At 72.1% G+C, this 16458-nt stretch carries 17 protein-coding genes; 9 read left to right on the top strand and 8 right to left on the bottom strand.

Annotation, left to right across the window (positions count from 1 at the left end; genetic code table 11):
* Window positions 1–193: 193 nt before the first annotated feature.
* On the top strand, window positions 194–1183 hold the full coding sequence (moaA, locus tag ACIF80_RS35255) for a GTP 3',8-cyclase MoaA (RefSeq protein ID WP_399812485.1): 990 nt from the start codon (window positions 194–196) through the stop codon (window positions 1181–1183).
* 45 nt (window positions 1184–1228) lie between these two features.
* On the opposite strand, the gene ACIF80_RS35250 is transcribed toward moaA, so the two are convergent.
* Window positions 1229–1453, bottom strand: coding sequence for a hypothetical protein (locus ACIF80_RS35250; protein WP_055597603.1), 225 nt, complete (start codon window positions 1451–1453; stop codon window positions 1229–1231).
* Between the two features lie 246 nt (window positions 1454–1699).
* Complete coding sequence (locus ACIF80_RS35245) at window positions 1700–2128, bottom strand: DUF3099 domain-containing protein (RefSeq protein WP_399812481.1); 429 nt, start codon at window positions 2126–2128, stop codon at window positions 1700–1702.
* Window positions 2129–2404: 276 nt separating this feature from the next.
* Between ACIF80_RS35245 and ACIF80_RS35240 the strand changes: the two genes are divergently transcribed.
* Window positions 2405–2683: a GlsB/YeaQ/YmgE family stress response membrane protein gene (locus ACIF80_RS35240; RefSeq protein ID WP_399812479.1), complete on the top strand. Its 279-nt coding sequence runs from the start codon at window positions 2405–2407 to the stop codon at window positions 2681–2683.
* A 174-nt stretch (window positions 2684–2857) separates the two neighbouring features.
* On the opposite strand, the gene tyrS is transcribed toward ACIF80_RS35240, so the two are convergent.
* The 3 genes from tyrS to ACIF80_RS35225 form a co-directional block, all read right to left on the bottom strand.
* Window positions 2858–4126: a tyrosine--tRNA ligase gene (gene tyrS, locus ACIF80_RS35235; protein ID WP_399812477.1), complete on the bottom strand. Its 1269-nt coding sequence runs from the start codon at window positions 4124–4126 to the stop codon at window positions 2858–2860.
* 77 nt (window positions 4127–4203) lie between these two features.
* Window positions 4204–5631: a metallopeptidase TldD-related protein gene (locus ACIF80_RS35230; protein WP_399812474.1), complete on the bottom strand. Its 1428-nt coding sequence runs from the start codon at window positions 5629–5631 to the stop codon at window positions 4204–4206.
* A complete protein-coding gene (locus ACIF80_RS35225) occupies window positions 5628–7151 on the bottom strand; it encodes a TldD/PmbA family protein (protein ID WP_399812472.1) in 1524 nt (507 codons plus the stop codon). Before ACIF80_RS35225 ends, ACIF80_RS35230 begins: the two co-directional genes overlap by 4 nt.
* A gap of 312 nt (window positions 7152–7463) precedes the next feature.
* Between ACIF80_RS35225 and fabG the strand changes: the two genes are divergently transcribed.
* The 3 genes from fabG to ACIF80_RS35210 all read left to right on the top strand — a co-directional run bounded on the left by fabG (window position 7464) and on the right by ACIF80_RS35210 (window position 9512).
* Complete coding sequence (fabG, locus tag ACIF80_RS35220; RefSeq protein ID WP_399812470.1) at window positions 7464–8168, top strand: 3-oxoacyl-[acyl-carrier-protein] reductase; 705 nt, start codon at window positions 7464–7466, stop codon at window positions 8166–8168.
* Window positions 8169–8173: 5 nt separating this feature from the next.
* The gene (fabI, locus tag ACIF80_RS35215; protein ID WP_399812467.1) at window positions 8174–8941 is read left to right on the top strand and encodes an enoyl-ACP reductase FabI; all 768 of its coding nucleotides are present in this window, start codon (window positions 8174–8176) and stop codon (window positions 8939–8941) included.
* A 193-nt stretch (window positions 8942–9134) separates the two neighbouring features.
* On the top strand, window positions 9135–9512 hold the full coding sequence (locus ACIF80_RS35210) for a hypothetical protein (RefSeq protein ID WP_399812574.1): 378 nt from the start codon (window positions 9135–9137) through the stop codon (window positions 9510–9512).
* Here the strand turns inward: ACIF80_RS35210 and ACIF80_RS35205 are convergent.
* The gene (locus ACIF80_RS35205) at window positions 9490–10182 is read right to left on the bottom strand and encodes a FadR/GntR family transcriptional regulator (protein ID WP_399812465.1); all 693 of its coding nucleotides are present in this window, start codon (window positions 10180–10182) and stop codon (window positions 9490–9492) included. The two genes, ACIF80_RS35210 and ACIF80_RS35205, sit on opposite strands and share 23 nt — an antisense overlap.
* A gap of 73 nt (window positions 10183–10255) precedes the next feature.
* Here ACIF80_RS35205 and ACIF80_RS35200 point away from each other — a divergent pair, with 73 nt between their 5' ends.
* From ACIF80_RS35200 to ACIF80_RS35185, 4 genes are all read left to right on the top strand, one after another.
* The gene (locus tag ACIF80_RS35200; protein WP_399812462.1) at window positions 10256–11722 is read left to right on the top strand and encodes a CynX/NimT family MFS transporter; all 1467 of its coding nucleotides are present in this window, start codon (window positions 10256–10258) and stop codon (window positions 11720–11722) included.
* A gap of 76 nt (window positions 11723–11798) precedes the next feature.
* Window positions 11799–11915: an SGM_5486 family transporter-associated protein gene (locus ACIF80_RS35195; RefSeq protein WP_095534108.1), complete on the top strand. Its 117-nt coding sequence runs from the start codon at window positions 11799–11801 to the stop codon at window positions 11913–11915.
* Window positions 11916–12090: 175 nt separating this feature from the next.
* Window positions 12091–12297, top strand: a complete 207-nt coding sequence (locus ACIF80_RS35190; protein ID WP_399812459.1) for a hypothetical protein — start codon at window positions 12091–12093, stop codon at window positions 12295–12297.
* A gap of 64 nt (window positions 12298–12361) precedes the next feature.
* Window positions 12362–12880 (top strand): SixA phosphatase family protein, encoded by a 519-nt coding sequence (locus ACIF80_RS35185; RefSeq protein WP_399812456.1) that lies wholly within the window; start codon window positions 12362–12364, stop codon window positions 12878–12880.
* Between the two features lie 171 nt (window positions 12881–13051).
* Here ACIF80_RS35185 and serB read toward each other — a convergent pair whose 3' ends face one another.
* Complete coding sequence (serB, locus tag ACIF80_RS35180; RefSeq protein WP_399812453.1) at window positions 13052–14260, bottom strand: phosphoserine phosphatase SerB; 1209 nt, start codon at window positions 14258–14260, stop codon at window positions 13052–13054.
* A 131-nt stretch (window positions 14261–14391) separates the two neighbouring features.
* The gene (locus tag ACIF80_RS35175) at window positions 14392–16443 is read right to left on the bottom strand and encodes a streptophobe family protein (RefSeq protein WP_399812450.1); all 2052 of its coding nucleotides are present in this window, start codon (window positions 16441–16443) and stop codon (window positions 14392–14394) included.
* Window positions 16444–16458 lie beyond the last annotated feature (15 nt).

Here is a 16458-nt window from a genome sequence, read left to right as displayed (position 1 = left end):
CGCCCCCCGCCCGGGCCCCCCCCCCCCGGCCCGGCCCCCCCCCCCCCCCCGCCGGGGGGGGGCCCCCGGGGGGGGCCCCCCCCCCGCGGCCGTCGCGCATCTCGTGGTCCCGGGACACTGTGGCTTGTCGGTGGCGTCACGTAGGCTCACAGATACGGAGCATGAGTGATCCGAGTGGAGGGAGGGGGCCCACGTGCTCATCGACACGTACGGCCGGGTGGCCACCGACCTGAGGGTGTCACTGACCGACCGGTGCAATCTGCGGTGCACCTACTGCATGCCCGAGGAGGGCCTGCAGTGGCTCGCCAAGCCCGACCTGCTGACGGACGACGAGATCGTCCGCCTCGTCGACATCGCCGTCACCTCCCTCGGCATCGAGGAGGTCCGCTTCACCGGCGGTGAACCCCTCCTCCGCCCCGGCCTGGTCGGCATCGTCGAGCGTGTCGCCGCCCTGGAGCCCCGCCCCCAGATGTCCCTCACCACGAACGGCATCGGCCTGCGGCGCACGGCGGCGGCACTGAAGGAGGCCGGCCTGGACCGGGTCAACGTCTCCCTGGACACGCTCCGCCCGGACGTCTTCAAGACCCTCACCCGCCGCAACCGCCACCAGGACGTCGTCGACGGCCTGCACGCGGCCCGCGAAGCCGGTCTGACCCCGGTGAAGGTCAACTCGGTCCTGATGCCGGGGCTCAACGGCGACGAGGCCCCCGACCTGCTCGCCTGGGCCGTGGAGCACGACTACGAGCTGCGCTTCATCGAGCAGATGCCGCTGGACGCCCAGCACGGCTGGAAGCGCGACGGGATGATCACCGCCGGCGACATCCTCACCTCCCTGCGCACCCGCTTCGAGCTGACCCCCGAGGGCGACGAGGCCCGGGGCTCGGCCCCCGCCGAGCGCTGGCTGGTGGACGGCGGCCCGCACCGCGTGGGGGTCATCGCCTCCGTCACCCGGCCGTTCTGCGCGGCCTGCGACCGCACCCGCCTCACCGCCGACGGACAGATACGCACATGCCTGTTCGCCACCGAGGAGACGGACCTGCGCGCCGCCCTGCGCTCCGACGCCTCCGACGAGGAGATCGCCCGGATCTGGAAACTGGCGATGTGGGGCAAGAAGGCGGGCGCCGGCCTCGACGACCCGTCCTTCGTCCAGCCGGACCGCCCGATGTCGGCGATCGGCGGCTGAGGGCCGCCGGGAGGGCCCGAGGGGTCCGTGGAGCGGCCTCGGGCCTTACGCCCCTTCGGGCGCCTTCCACTCCTCGAAGCGCACGACGTCCTTCAGGAACCCGCGCACACCGAGGAACTGCGACAGGTGCTCCCGGTGCTCCTCGCACGCGAGCCAGGTCTTGCGGCGCTCCGGCGTGTGCAGCTTCGGGTTGTTCCAGGCGAGCACCCACACGGCGGCGGCACGGCAGCCCTTCGCGGAACAGATCGGCGTCTCGGGATCAGGGTCCATCACACCGCCGACCCTAACCCGGTCGGCAACCCGGTCGGCGCAGTGCGACGTTCCGCGCGAAAGGGTGAAAGCGGGAGAAAAGGCGACGCCGAGCAGCCACGGGGGGAGCTGCCCGGCGTCGGTCCGTCGCTCCGACGGGGGATGCGGAGCGCGTACGAAGTATGTCACGGGTCACCCCGCCCCCGGCACCGGAACAACATGATTGATCTGAGCTTTTCTTGAGCTTGGCGGGTTAACGTCTTCCGCTTACGGCCGGTCATGGTCATGTCCCGAAGGCCATGACGGCTCGGGCCGCTCCGTTCGTGCGCCGGGGGCGGGCTCGGACGTCACATCTTCCGTCCCGGGTTCCGCCGGACCGTCATTCGTCCGTGCAGATGTGATCATCGGTCGCATCTGCGGCGTCAGATGAGCCGACGGCAGCGACGGCGCGTTTTCACGCCCGGCGTTGGCGATCACCACCGCGATGTACGGCAGCAGCATGCCGAGAGCCAGCGCCACGATCGCGACGTGCCGTTCCACGTTCCAGAGCGTGGCCGCGAGGACGACCGAAATCGTACGAACGATCATCGAGATCACGTACCGGCGCTGCCGCCCGCGCACGTCCTCCTGAAGACCCGTTCTGGCACCGGTGATCCGGAAGACCTGGACGCCGCCGTTGCCGTGCTGCTTCCGCATCGCGTTCCACCATCCGCCCGAATCGGACTTTCCCTGCCTCCGGCCGTTCTGCGACCGGCCGGGACTCGGGCCCGCACATCACCACGTTACGCCGCACCCCCACCGCCCACGAGGCCGGGGCGCCCGGCCCGTGTCCCCGTCCGCGCCCCGGGCCCGTACCCCGGTCCGTCCACCCGGTCTGCGCCGCGGTCCGTACGGCACGGCCGACATGCGGCGTAACGAGTCCGGGCCGACACTGGCCGTAATGCTCGCGTCAAGGTGTACCAGGAGGCAGTCATGGGCTGGTTGTGGGCGATCATCGTGGGGTTCGTGCTCGGTCTGATCGCGAAGGCGATCATCCCGGGAAAGCAGCACAGTCCACTGTGGCTGACCACCATCTGCGGCATCCTCGGCGCCCTCGCGGGCAACGCCATCGCGCGGGGCTTCGGGGTCGAGGCGACCTCGGGCATCGACTGGATCCGGCACATCTTCCAGGTGGTGGCGGCGGTCGTCATCGTCTTCCTCGTCGACATGCTGTACGTGCAGATGAAGGGCAAGCGCACCCAGCGGACCTGACGTACGCCGGCACGCCCCGTACGCCGGGCACGACGCGCCGGCCCCGGCGATGCGACGACGGGAGGCGGCCTCCGGGAACAGGGGACACCCACACCCCGCCGGAGACCGCCCCTGTCATGTCACGTGAGGACGGTTCACGCGAGGACGTTCACGTGACGCGCCCGAGCGGTGTGCTCAGGCGGTCGTGACCTCCACCGCCGCGAGGTTCTTCTTGCCGCGGCGCAGCACCAGCCAGCGGCCGTGCAGCAGATCCTCCTTCGAGGGGACGGCGTCCTCGGCGGTGACCTTGACGTTGTTCACGTAGGCACCGCCCTCCTTCACCGTGCGCCGCGCGGCCGACTTGCTGGGGACCAGGCCGACCTCGGCGAACAGGTCGACGACCGGGCCGAGGTCGGCGACCCGGACATGCGGCACCTCCGAGAGGGCCGCCGCCAGCGTCCGCTCGTCCAGCTCCGCCAGCTCGCCCCGACCGAACAGCGCCTTCGAGGCGGCGATCACGGCGGCCGTCTGACCGGCGCCGTGCACCAGCGTCGTCAGCTCCTCCGCCAGGGCGCGCTGCGCCGCGCGCGCCTGCGGACGCTCCGCCGTCTGCTGCTCCAGCGCCTCCAGCTCCTCGCGGGACCTGAAGGACAGGATGCGCATGTAGGTCGAGATGTCCCGGTCGTCCACGTTCAGCCAGAACTGGTAGAACGCGTACGGCGTGGTCATCTCCGGGTCGAGCCAGACGGCGCCACCCTCGGTCTTGCCGAACTTGGTGCCGTCCGCCTTCGTCATCAGCGGCGTCGCCAGCGCGTGCGCCTCGGCGTCCGGCTCCAGGCGGTGGATCAGGTCGAGCCCGGCCGTGAGGTTGCCCCACTGGTCGCTGCCGCCCTGCTGGAGCGTGCAGCCGTAGCGCCGGTACAGCTGGAGGAAGTCCATGCCCTGCAGGAGCTGGTAGCTGAACTCCGTGTAGCTGATGCCCTCGGAGGACTCCAGCCGCCGTGCGACGGAGTCCTTCGTCAGCATCTTGTTGACGCGGAAGTGCTTGCCGATGTCCCGCAGGAACTCGATCGCGGACAGGTTCTGCGTCCAGTCGAGGTTGTTGACCATCGTGGCCGCGTTCTCGCCCTCGAAGGACAGGAACGGCTCGATCTGGCCACGCAGCCGGTCCACCCAGCCGGACACCGTCTCCGGGTCGTTCAGCGTGCGCTCCGCCGTCGGGCGGGGGTCGCCGATCTGGCCCGTGGCACCGCCCACCAGCGCCAGCGGCCGGAGTCCGGCCTGCTGGAGCCGGCGCATCGTGAGCACCTGCACCAGGTGTCCGACGTGCAGTGACGGCGCGGTCGGGTCGAAGCCGCAATAGAACGTGACAGGACCGTCCGCGATCGCCTTGCGCAAGGCGTCCTCGTCGGTGGACTGGGCGAACAGCCCGCGCCACTTCAGCTCGTCGACGATGTCCGTCACGGTGCTCGCGTCTCCTCGGTACTTCTTCGGTTCGTTGCCGCCCGGGCAGTCGGGTGACAGCCCGGACAGCAACGAGGTTATACGCCCTGGCTGACAGAACTCATATTGAAATCGGGGACCCGCAGCGCGGGCATCGCGGCCCTGGTGAACCAGTCGCCCCACTCCCTGGGCAGCGTCTTCTCCGTACGCCCCGCCTCCGTGGCCCGGCCCAGCAGGTCCACCGGCGACTCGTTGAACCGGAAGTTGTTGACCTCGCCGACGACCTCGCCGTCCTCGACGAGGTAGACGCCGTCCCGGGTCAGACCGGTGAGCAGCAGGGTCGCCGGGTCCACCTCGCGGATGTACCACAGGCAGGTCAGCAGCAGCCCGCGCTTGGTGGCCGCGACCATTTCCTCGAGGGAGCGGTCGCCGCCGCCGTCCAGGATCAGGTTGTCGATCGCGGGCGCCACCGGCAGTCCGCTGAGGGCCGCGCTGTGCCTGCTGGTGGTCAGCCGGTTCAGCTCGCCCTCCCGTACCCAGTCGGTGGCCGTCAGCGGCAGCCCGTTGTCGAACACCGACCGGTCGCCCCCGGAGGAGTGCGCGATCACGAACGGGGCCGACTCCAGACCCGGCTCGTTCGGGTCGCTGCGCAGGCTCAGCGGCAGCCCGGTCAGCCGCTCGCCGGTCCGGGTGCCGCCGCCCGGCTTGGAGAACACCGTGCGGCCCTCGGCCGCGTCCCGGCCGGAGGCCGACCACAGCTGGTAGATCAGCAGGTCCGCGACGGCGGTCGGCGGCAGCAGCGTCTCGTACCGGCCGGCGGGCAGCTCGAGCCGCCGCTCGGCCCAGCCCAGCCGCACCGCCAGCTCGGCGTCGAGCGCCGCCGGGTCGACGTCCTTGAAGTCCCGCGTGGAGCGGCCTGCCCACGCCGAGCGGGTACGGTCCGGCGACTTGGCGTTGAGCTCCAGCGTCCCGTTGGGCTGGTCGTGCCGCAGCCGCAGGCCCGTGGACGTGCCGAGATAGCTGGACACCAGCTCGTGGTTGGCGAAGCCGTACAGCTCCCGGCCGCCCGCACGCGCACGGGCGAACGCCTCCCCGAGCGCCGGCGCGAAGTCGGCGAACACGGCGGACGAGGTCTCCGCGGGCGCCTCGGTGAAATCGGGGGACTCAGTCGTCCCCGCCACTCCCGTGACCAGCGGCTGGGCGTCCTCTGCGGGACCGGCGCCCCGCGCGGCGGCCTCGGCGGCCCGCACCAGGGGCTCCAGCTCGTCGACGGTCACCGCCGACCGGGACACCACGCCGGACGCGGTGCCCTCCACACCGTCCACGGTGGCGATGACGGTGAGCGTGCGCCCGCGCGTGACACCGTTCGTGGTGAGCGAGTTGCCCGCCCAGCGCAGATTGGCGGTCGACTGCTCGTCGGCGATCACGACACAGCCGTCGGCCCGGGACAGGGCGAGAGCGCGCTCGACGATCTCGTGCGGCTCGGTGGTCGACGAAGTGACGCCGTTGGGCACACGCGCGCTCATCGGCCCGCCTCCTGCGTGGTGTTCAGAATGTTGACGCCCTTGAAGAGGGCGGACGGGCAGCCGTGCGAGACCGCCGCGATCTGCCCCGGCTGGGCCTTGCCGCAGTTGAAGGCGCCCCCGAGGACATACGTCTGCGGGCCCCCGACCGCCGTCATGGAGCTCCAGAAGTCGGTGGTCGTGGCCTGGTAGGCGACGTCCCGCAGCTGCCCCGTGAGCCGCCCGTTCTCGATCCGGTAGAAACGCTGCCCGGTGAACTGGAAGTTGTACCGCTGCATGTCGATGCTCCACGACCGGTCACCGACGACGTAGATGCCCCGGTCCACACCCCCGATCAGATCCTCGGTCGACATCCCGGCCGGATCCGGCCGCAGCGACACATTGGCCATGCGCTGCACCGGCACATGCCCGGGGGAGTCCGCGAACGCACACCCGTTGGACCGCTCGAACCCGGTCAGCCTCGCGATCCGCCGGTCCAGCTGGTAGCCGACCAGCGTGCCGTCCTTCACCAGGTCCCAGGACTGCGCCTCGACGCCCTCGTCGTCGTACCCGATGCTCGCCAGGCCGTGCTCGGCGGTGCGGTCGCCGGTGACGTTCATCAGCTCGGAGCCGTAGCGCAGCGTGCCGAGCTGGTCGAAGGTGGCGAAGGAGGTGCCGGCGTAGGCGGCCTCGTAGCCGAGGGCCCGGTCCAGCTCGGTGGCGTGCCCGATGGACTCGTGGATGGTCAGCCACAGGTTGGACGGGTCCACGACCAGGTCGTACAGGCCCGGCTCGACACTCGGCGCACGCATCTTCTCGGCCAGCAGCCCGGGCATCCGCTCCAGCTCGTCGTCCCAGTCCCAGCCGGTGCCCGTCAAGTACTCCCAGCCGCGCCCGGCGGGCGGCGCGAGGGTGCGCATGGAGTCGAACTCGCCGCTCGACTCGTCGACGGAAACGGCCGTGAACACGGGGTGCAGCCGCACCCGCTGCTGCGTGGTGACGGTCCCCGCGGTATCGGCGTAGAACTTGTTCTCGTGCACGGTGAGCAGCGAGGCGTCCACATGGTCCACCTCGCGCGCCGCCAGCAGCCGCGCGCTCCACTCGGCCAGCAGCCCGGCCTTCTCCCCGGCTGGCACGGTGAACGGATCGATCTCGTACGAGGAGACCCACGTCCGGTCGGCGTGCACGGGCTCGTCGGCCAGCTCCACCCGCTCCGTCGACCCCGCCGCCCCGATCACCCGGGCGGACAGCTTCGCCATCGCCACGGCCTGCGACGCGACCTTGGCGGCGGCGTCCGGGGTGAGGTCCACGCCGGACGCGAAACCCCACGTCCCGCCGTGCACCACGCGCACCGCGTATCCCAGGTCGGTGGTGTCCGACGAGCCGGCCGGCTTGGCGTCCCGCAGCCGCCAGGACGCGTCACGCACCCGCTCCAGCCGGAAATCCGCGTGCTCCGCCCCCAGCGCCCGCGCCCGCGCGAGCGCGGCGTCGGCGAGGGGGCGCAGGGGCAGCGCCAGGAACGTCTGATCAACTTCGTGGGGCACGAGTGGGAATTCCCTTCGAACGCTCGCCGACGGACCGTCGAAGGCAGTGAATCATGCCGTGCCCCCCGGATTCCCCGCCTTCCCCGCGCTCGCTGCGGCCGCCCGTGCCCCGGCGAACGGTACGGCGCGTGACGCGGCACGGCAGTGGGGTGACGCGGACCGGGACCCGGGCCGTTTCTGTAGGAATCCGACAGTGAGACCCATCGGCCACTGTCGGTGCCCGAATGTCTTCCGGTGCGCCCGGACCGATAGGTTTTCGGGGAAGGCACCTGTCTCGCAGGGGCTCCAGACCGCTATCGAAAGGGTGATCCGTTGAGCCGCTCGGTTCTCGTCACCGGAGGTAACCGGGGCATCGGCCTCGCCATCGCCCGCGCGTTCGCCGATGCCGGTGACAAGGTCGCGATCACGTACCGCTCGGGTGAGCCCCCCAAGGACTTCCTCGCCGTCAAGTGCGACATCACCGACAGCGAGCAGGTGGAGCAGGCCTACAAGGAGATCGAGGAAGCGCACGGTCCCGTCGAGGTGCTGGTCGCCAACGCCGGCATCAACAAGGACCAGTTGCTGATGCGGATGTCGGAGGAGGACTTCACGTCCGTCGTCGACACCAACCTCACCGGCACCTTCCGCGTCGTCAAGCGCGCCAACCGCGGCATGCTGCGGGCCAAGAAGGGCCGTGTCGTGCTCATCTCGTCGGTCGTCGGGCTCCTCGGGTCCGCCGGGCAGGCGAACTACGCGGCCTCCAAGGCCGCGCTGGTCGGCTTCGCGCGCTCCCTCGCCCGTGAGCTGGGCTCGCGCAACATCACCTTCAACGTCGTCGCGCCCGGTTTCGTCGACACCGACATGACCAGGGAGCTCACCGAGGAGCAGCAGACGAAGATCCTCGCGCAGGTGCCGCTCGCCCGGTACGCGCGGTCGGAGGAGATCGCCGCCGCGGTGCGGTTCCTCGCCTCGGACGACGCCTCGTACATCACTGGAGCCGTCATTCCCGTTGACGGCGGACTGGGAATGGGTCACTGAACGACATGAGCGGAATTCTCGAGGGCAAGCGCGTCCTGATCACCGGTGTGCTGATGGAGTCCTCCATCGCCTTCCACACGGCCAGGCTGGCCCAGGAGCAGGGCGCCGAGATCATCCTGACCGCCTTCCCGCGGCCCACGCTGACCGAGCGCATCGCCAGGAAGCTGCCCAAGCCCACCAAGGTCATCGAGCTCGACGTGACCAACGAGGAGCACCTGGGCCGTCTCGCGGACATCGTGGGCGAGGAGCTCGGCGGGCTCGACGGCGTCGTGCACTCCATCGGCTTCGCGCCGCAGGACGCGCTCGGCGGCAACTTCCTCAACACGCCGTTCGAGTCGGTCTCCACGGCCATGCACGTCTCGGCGTTCTCCCTGAAGTCGCTGACCATGGCCTGCCTGCCGCTGATGCAGAACGGCGGCTCCGTCGTCGGCCTCACCTTCGACGCGCAGTACGCCTGGCCGCAGTACGACTGGATGGGCCCCGCCAAGGCCGCCCTGGAGGCGACCAGCCGCTACATGGCGCGTGACCTGGGCAAGCAGAACATCCGCTGCAACCTGATCTCGGCGGGCCCGATCGGTTCCATGGCCGCCAAGTCCATCCCGGGCTTCGGCGAGCTGGCCTCCGTGTGGGACAGCCGTGCCCCGCTGGAGTGGGACCTGAAGGACCCCGAGCCGGCCGGCCGCGGTGTCGTCGCCCTGCTGAGCGACTGGTTCCCGAAGACCACGGGCGAGATCGTCCACGTGGACGGCGGACTGCACGCCGTCGGCGCCTAGGGGCGCCCCAGGCCGTGCCGAGGGCCCGCACCCCTGAGGGTGCGGGCCCTCGGCCGTGTCACCCGACCGGCTCAGCAGGGCAGGCGGGGTCCGGTGCCGGCAGGGGACCGTGGAGTACGCGTTCGTCGCGTGATCCCCCTCCCCCCAGCACGGCCGAGGAGGTCCCCTTGTGCGCTTCTACCGCCTGGCCTCGATGACCGTCGCCGTCGCCGCCGGTATCGGCCTCGTGCCGATCCTGGCGTACGACGCGATGCCGTACGACGCGATGCCGCACCCGCGCGTGCTCCCCGCCGACGCGGGATCGGACGGCGGGCCGGACGCCGCGGCGGCCGGCGACCCGTTCGGGGCCGCCTGCCGGATCGGGGTCGACGGGTCCTGGGTGACCGCGTACTGCCACAACCCCTATCCGGGCACCGACCACGTGCGCCTGCACATCGAATGCGTCCGATGGTGGGACCTCGACAGCGACAGCGCCCCGGTGGCCGCCGGGCCCGCGCAGACCGTGCGGCTCGCCGGACGCTGCTGGAAGGAGGTCGGGGCGGCGTGGATCAGCCACCGGAAGGCGGGCTGACACGCCCCGGACGGCACACGAGCGGATAGGAGGCGGCCTCCTCGGCCGCCGTCGCCGCGTCACCCGCGCGGATCGCGTCCAGCAGCCGCGAGTGGTCCATGTGCGTCCGAGAGGTCAGCTCCTGGCCCACGTCGTCGCGCAGCCAGTCCCGCAGGACCTCGCTCAGGTCCGCGTACAGCGTGGTCAGCACGTCGTTGTGCGACGCGGCCACGACGGCGAGGTGGAAGGTGGTGTCCGCCGCCACGAAGGGTTCCGCCTCACCCGACTCCCAGGCCTCCTCGCGGCGCAGCAGCAGCGTGCCGAGCTGCTTGAGGTCCTTCTCGGTGCGCCGCCGGGCGGCCAGCCGCGCCGCGGACGCCTCCAGGGTGGAGCGCAGTTCCGCGATGTCCCCGGGGTCGGCGTCGGCGAAGCGGCGGTGCATCACACCCGCCAGCTCACTCGTGGCGACGACATACGTGCCCGAGCCCTGGCGAATGTCCAGCAGCCCGTTGTGCGCCAGCGCGCGGACGGCCTCGCGGACCGTGTTACGGGCCACCCCCAGCTGTTCGACCAGCTCCGGCTCGGTCGGAATGCGGGAGCCGACCGGCCACTCGCCCGAGGTGATCTGGGCGCGCAGCACGGCGATGACCTGCTCGGACAGCGCGGAACGACGGGGGTGGCTCAGGGGCATGACACACCTTCGCACGGCGGAGGCACCGGGCGGCGCTCCCAGCATGGACAACCAATCATCCCATGATTCTATGATGGGTCTCATGGCTGGTGAGGAATCCCGGACGGTCGCGTCCACGACCGCGTGCGCGACGGCTCCGGCGTCCGACGGCACGGAGACCTGCGAGAGGCCCGCCGGGGGCACCGACGGCCCGGAGCCGGGTCACCGGGAGGGCGGCGCCCCGGGGGCCGACGACCGAGGAGCCGGACGGTCCGGCCCGCGCGTGTGGACGGTGCGGCTGCTCGTCGTCGGCATCGTGCTGGCGGCGCTGAACCTCCGGCCCGCCATCGTCAGCCTCGGCGCGCTGCTCGAGGAGGTCCGCACCGGGCTCGGTATGAGCGGCACCGTGGCCGGACTGCTCACCTCCCTGCCCTCGCTGTGCTTCGCCGTCTTCGGCGTCACCGCCCCACGGCTGGCCCGCCGCTTCGGACCGGGCGCGGTGGTGTGCGCCGGCCTGACCGCCATCGGCGCCGGCCTGCTGATACGTCCGTTCACGGGAAGCACGGCGGGCTTCCTCGCGGTCAGCGCCCTCGCGCTCATGGGCATCGCCGTCAGCAACGTCCTGATGCCGGTCATCGTCAAGCAGTGGTTCCCGGACCGGGTCGGTTCCATGACCGGCCTGTACTCCATGGCCCTCGCCCTCGGCACGGCCCTGGCCGCGGCGGTGACCGTGCCGGTGACCGAGGCGCTGGGCGGGAACTGGGAGTCGGGACTCGCCCTGTGGTCGGCGCTCGCCGCGGCTGCCGTACTGCCCTGGCTCCTGTTCGTGGGGGAGCGGGGCAGGGCACCGGCGGAGCGGACGCCCGCGCGGGAGCGGAACAGGGGGGAGCGGCGCACGCCGGAAGAGGGAACGCCGGGGGAGCGGGTGCCCGGTCAGCACCCGTCACGCGAGCAGGCGCCCGCACCCGGACTGCGGATCACCCGCAGCCGGACCGCCTGGGCGCTGGCCGTCTTCTTCGGGCTCCAGGCGACCGCCGCCTACATCACCATGGGCTGGATGGCGCAGATCTTCCGGGATGCGGGCGTACCCGCGAGCACGGCCGGGCTGTTGCTCGCGCTCACCATGGTGATGGGTGTGCCGCTCGCCTTCGTCATCCCGCGCGTCGCCGCGCGGCTGCCCCGGCAGGGCCCGATCGTGGTCGTGCTCGGCATGAGCGGGCTGGCCGGATACGCCGGGCTGTACTTCGCGCCCGCCGCCGGTGCCCTGGTCTGGGCGCTGCTGCTGGGCATCGCCAACTGCGCCTTCCCGCTCGCGCTCACCATGGTCGGGATGCGGGCGAGGTCCGGCGAGGGTGTGGCCAAGCTGTCGGCCTTCGCACAGAGCACCGGCTATCTGATCTCCCTCCCGGGCCCCCTCCTGGTGGGCGTCCTCTACCAGCACAGCGGCGGCTGGGGCCTGCCGCTGGCGCTCATGTCCGCCCTGCTGATCCCGCAGATGGCCGCGGGCGTGCTGGCGGGCCGCGCCCGCACGGTGGAGGAAGAGGCGGCGGCCGGCCGCTGAGCCCGCGGTCCTCCGGTTTTCCGACCCGCCCGCCCCCGGAGCGCGCCGGACCGGTGGCGGGTGCGAGACTTGCCCCATGCCAGTTCTCGACCCGAACCCCCAGAACGGCCAGAAGAAGATGCTGCTCGTCTTCGGCGCGTTCTTCGCCATCTTCATCGTCATCGGTGTGATCGCGAGCATCCTGGCGCCGTGAGACCCCCGCCGCCCCGGCCCGGGGCCCATGGTGGTGCTGGCACCCCCATCCCCTAGGGGGCCAGGCTCAGGGTCAAGTAGGTGGGTCACCGGATGGGTTGGGAGCCCGGAAGTACATACCTTCGAGATGTGGCCGCGAGACGCGGACACGGACCACTCGAAGAGCGGAGGCTCCCATGCCGGCGCGCACGCACACCCGGCCCCGCCCGGCCCCCCGGGGCGGCGTCGACATCCGGCTGCCGTGGTGGGCCCTCGCCCTGCCCGCACTCGCCTTCGTCGCGCTGCTCACCCTGCTCCTGAACCCCGCGGACGCGCACGCGGCGACCGCGGAGCCCGGGATCACCCAGCTCATCGAGCGGGCACAGCAGCTCATGGCCCGCTGAGCACCCTGGAAGTGGCCGTCAACTCCCTGCGCCTCGTGGCCTGTTTCGTGCGAAGCTGGGTCACATGAGCGTCGCAGAACCCCGCAGGATTGTCCTTTTCCGGCATGCGAAGGCCGACTGGCCGCCGGTGGCCGACCATGAGCGCCCGCTCGCCGAGCGCGGCAGGACGGACGCCGCGGTCGCCGGACGCAAGCTCGCCGACTCCGCCATCGCCTTCGATCTGGCCCTGTGCTCCACCGCGACCCGGACCCGGGAGACGTGGAAACTCGCGGTGCACGAGTTCCCGCAGCGACCGAAGACGGTGTACGAGGAGCGGATCTACGAGGCCTCGCCCGGTGAACTGATCGCCCTGCTGAACGAAACCCCGGACGACGCGCAGAACGTGCTCCTGGTCGGCCACAACCCCGGGATCCAGGCAGCCGCCGAGATCCTCACCGGATCGGCCGAGGGGGACGCGGGCGAGCGAATGAGCCGCCGAGGCTATCCGGCAGCCGCGTTCGCCGTGCTGTCCTTCACCGGTTCCTGGAAGTCCCTGGAGCCGGGCGTCGCCACCCTGCTCGACTACTGGGCTCCCAGCGAGTGACCCGCACGGCGTGACGGCGGGGCCGGGCACCGACGGCGTGGACCAGGTGCCGGGTCCCGCTCCCGGCAAGGGCGCCGGCGGCCGCGAACAGGGCGGCCTCGAACAGGGCGGCCGTGGACCGGACGGATCGGGCGCGGTGCGGCCGGTGGGCCCGCGAATCCTCCGCGCGGCTCAGTCCAGGTCGAGGACGTCCGCCGCCTCGACCTCTTCACGCGTGATGCCCAGCAGATACAGGACCGTGTCCAGGAAGGGGAAGTTCACGGCCGTGTGGGCGGCCTGACGTACCACCGGCTTGGCGTTGAAGGCGACACCGAGACCCGCCGCGTTGAGCATGTCCAGGTCATTCGCGCCGTCGCCGATCGCCACGGTCTGCGACAACGGAACCCCCGCCTCGGCGGCGAACCGGCGCAGCAGCCGCGCCTTGCCCGGCCGGTCCACGATCTCGCCCGTGACCCTGCCGGTCAGCTTCCCGTCGACGATCTCCAGCGTGTTGGCGTGGGCGAAGTCCAGCGCGAGCCGTTCCTTCAGATCGTCCGTGACCTGGGTGAACCCCCCGGAGACCACCCCCACCTGGTAACCGAGCCGCTTCAGCGTGCGGACCAGGGTACGGGCGCCCGGTGTCAGCCGTACCTCGCTGCGCACCTTGTCCACCACGGAGGCGTCCAGTCCCGCCAGCAGCTGCACGCGTGCGTGCAGCGACTGCTCGAAGTCCAGCTCCCCGCGCATCGCGGCCTCGGTCACCTCGGCGACCTTGTCCTGGCACCCGGCATGGGCGGCGAAGAGCTCGATCACCTCGTCCTGGATGAGGGTGGAGTCCACATCCATGACGACCAGACGCTGAGCGCGCCGGTGCAGTCCGGCCGCCACGACCGCGATATCGACGCCGAGCTTCGCCGCATCGGTCACCAGGGCGGTGCGCAGCGGCTCCGTCTCCGTGCCGGACACCGCGAACTCCACCGCGGTCACCGGGTACTTGGCGAGCCGGAAGACACGGTCGATGTTGGCGCCGGACCGGGTGATCCGCGCGGCGATCGCCGCCGCCGTCTCGGCGGTGAGCGGGTGGCCCAGCACGGTGACCAGGGAACGGCCGAGCCCGCGCGGGCGGTTGTCGCCGATGCCGGAGATGATCTCCGCCTGCAGTTTCATGGACTCCGCCCAGCTGTGGACGGTCGCCCGCAGATTGCCCTCCAGGCCCTGCGACGGCTCGGTCACGAGCGCGCACAGCACGATGCGGCCACGGGTGACGACCTGCTCGATGTCGACCACATCGACGGAGTAGGCGGCGAGGGTGTCGAAGAGACCGGCTGTGATGCCCGGCCTGTCCTTGCCGAAGATCTTGACAAGGAGCGTGGGAACGTCCGAGGTCTGCGATGCACTCATGGTGTTCCCACCGTATCCGGCACGCAGTGCCCCGCGCGCCCGAGGTCCGTCTGGCGGACAGCGAACTCTCGGTGTCACGGAGGTGTCCCGGACCTTACGCGCCCGGGTACCGCCCCCTCACCCTGCCTTTCTCACCGTCCACCGCCGGGCCCGCGCGGCGCCGGGGGAGGAGGCGGCGGGCCTTCGTCCGGCCACAGCGGCGACCGCCCCCCGGCCGACGGCCCGGAACCGCCCCCGGGCCGCCTGCCCCGGGGCCGGCCACGCGGAGGCGGTTCGACGGGACGGATCACAGTAGGAGCATCGGAGATGTCGTCCCCCGGCTCGTTCCGCTCACCCGGCTCGACCGGTCCGTCACCGGCGCCCGGTTCGCCCGGACCGCCGTCCCGGGGAGGCCCGTCCGCCGTTCGGCCGGGCGGCCGTATGTCACCGAGTGCCGGTGGTGGACCGGGCCGCTGCCACCCCTCCCCGGGCGGGCGCGCGTCCTGCGGGCCCCACAGCTCCTCGGGCACGGTCAGATACGGGTTGGTGTCCGGATTCGGCGGCCGGTACGGCATCCCCGGCGCATACGGCCCCGCTCCCGCCCCGGACGACGGCCCGCCCTCCGTAGGGCCGACGGCCCCGGCGCCCCGTACGGCCTCCGTACCGCCGGCACCCGCCGCACCCGCCGCGCCCTTCCCGGCCCGGAGATCTCCCACGGCCGAGGCCGCCGCTTGTGCCAGCGGTGCCGCCCGCCGTCCGGCGGCCCCGCTCGCCCACGCCAGCAGCGCCCCCGCGGCACCCGCGCCCGCACCCCAGACCGCGCCCATGAGCAGCGCCATGCCGAGGCTCCCGCGCAGCTCGATGCCCGCCCCGAACGCGTCGAAGCCGAGTACGGACAGCGAGGCGTTCGCCGACACCTCCGTCAGCCAGGCCAGCAGAGGCAGGGCCAATGCCGTCGCGACCCCCAGCCGCAGCGCACACCGCCCGGCGAACCCCGCGGCGCCCCCCTCCCGTACGGCACCCGCACCACCGGTGCCGCGCGCACCCGGCACCCCGCCGCCCGGAACACCCGGACCGGCCGTCGCCCCCAGCGGCGTCCGTACCGCGACCAGCACACCGGCCAGCAACATCATCACCGCGGCCGCCACCCCCAGCAGCCACACCCGTCCGTCGAGCTCGGCCAGCCGGGCCAGCGTGACCGGCCGGCCGGAGCTCATGCGCAGCAGGTCGTCCACGGGATGCGGCAGGACACCGAGCAGCACACCCGTCGCCCGCCCGTCCCAGGGCACGAACAGCCCGACCGGGATGCCGAGCCACGCCCCGTTCGGCGCGCCCAGCAGAGCCGCTCCGGCGATCCGCCGGGGATGCTCGTCGTCGATCGCCGCGTACCCCGCCGCCGTGAGCCCCGCCGCCACCGCCACCAGCCCCACCACGACCAGGGCGGACACGGCAGGCCGTACGGCCCGGTGCACGGCGTCCCAGCCGCGTGGCAGCGGAGTGCGCCGGGACGCCAGCAACGCGACGGCCAGGACGCAGACCGACCAGCCCAGGCCGCCGAGCAGGGTCGGCACCGCGTCGACGGTGAACCCGACCGCCGCCCGGGCCTCGACCAGGTCGCCGACCCGGTCCGGCAGCAGTCCCCCGACGTCCCCGAGGTCCCCCAGCCCCGGAATCTCCAGCCCGCCGCCTCCGTCGCCCGGCAGGTCGGCCGGCCCCAGCGCGCCCCCGTCGATCGTCACGACGTCGTGGCCCGCCCACACCAGCCCGCCCGACATCCCCACGAAGAGTGCTGCGACCGTGCCCGCGCGGGCGACGAGTTCGGCCGGCGCCAACACGACACCCGCGGCCCGCAGGGACCGTAGGAAGAAGTACGACAGCAGGAGCGCACCGACCAGACTCACTCCCAGTGGCGTGATCTCGACGGCCGTACTCGCCTCCGCGCCCGACAGCCCGAACACCGACACGTCGCCGGAGGGGGTGACCGAGCCGCCGGCCGCCAGCGCCACCACCGCGGCCGTCATCGGCCCCAGTGAACCCGCCGAGTCCGCGTCCAGCAGATGCAGTCCGAGCGCCGCCGTCCCCGCCATCCCGATCAGCGCCCAGCTCACCGCGGCGACCGCGGACATCACGACGTCCGCCCACGGCACGCGCGTGCCGTGCTCCGCGGTGCCGACGCCCCTGGCCGCACTCGTGGCACCACTCATGGCAGACCCCCCGAT

Source organism: Streptomyces sp. NPDC085927 (genome assembly GCF_044540975.1).
Classification (GTDB): Bacteria; Actinomycetota; Actinomycetes; order Streptomycetales; family Streptomycetaceae; genus Streptomyces; species Streptomyces hirsutus.
This window is presented reverse-complemented; position numbering and strand designations above follow the sequence as displayed.

Coding starts and splice junctions, on each gene's coding strand:
- ACIF80_RS35250 (WP_055597603.1), bottom strand. CDS start 1,453: ATGGACCCTGATCCCGAGACGCCGATCTGTTCCGCGAAGGGCTGCCGT.
- ACIF80_RS35245 (WP_399812481.1), bottom strand. CDS start 2,128: ATGCGGAAGCAGCACGGCAACGGCGGCGTCCAGGTCTTCCGGATCACC.
- ACIF80_RS35240 (WP_399812479.1), top strand. CDS start 2,405: ATGGGCTGGTTGTGGGCGATCATCGTGGGGTTCGTGCTCGGTCTGATC.
- ACIF80_RS35230 (WP_399812474.1), bottom strand. CDS start 5,631: ATGAGCGCGCGTGTGCCCAACGGCGTCACTTCGTCGACCACCGAGCCG.
- fabI (WP_399812467.1), top strand. CDS start 8,174: ATGAGCGGAATTCTCGAGGGCAAGCGCGTCCTGATCACCGGTGTGCTG.
- ACIF80_RS35210 (WP_399812574.1), top strand. CDS start 9,135: ATGACCGTCGCCGTCGCCGCCGGTATCGGCCTCGTGCCGATCCTGGCG.
- ACIF80_RS35205 (WP_399812465.1), bottom strand. CDS start 10,182: ATGCCCCTGAGCCACCCCCGTCGTTCCGCGCTGTCCGAGCAGGTCATC.
- ACIF80_RS35200 (WP_399812462.1), top strand. CDS start 10,256: ATGGGTCTCATGGCTGGTGAGGAATCCCGGACGGTCGCGTCCACGACC.
- ACIF80_RS35195 (WP_095534108.1), top strand. CDS start 11,799: ATGCCAGTTCTCGACCCGAACCCCCAGAACGGCCAGAAGAAGATGCTG.
- ACIF80_RS35190 (WP_399812459.1), top strand. CDS start 12,091: ATGCCGGCGCGCACGCACACCCGGCCCCGCCCGGCCCCCCGGGGCGGC.
- ACIF80_RS35185 (WP_399812456.1), top strand. CDS start 12,362: ATGAGCGTCGCAGAACCCCGCAGGATTGTCCTTTTCCGGCATGCGAAG.
- serB (WP_399812453.1), bottom strand. CDS start 14,260: ATGAGTGCATCGCAGACCTCGGACGTTCCCACGCTCCTTGTCAAGATC.
- ACIF80_RS35175 (WP_399812450.1), bottom strand. CDS start 16,443: ATGAGTGGTGCCACGAGTGCGGCCAGGGGCGTCGGCACCGCGGAGCAC.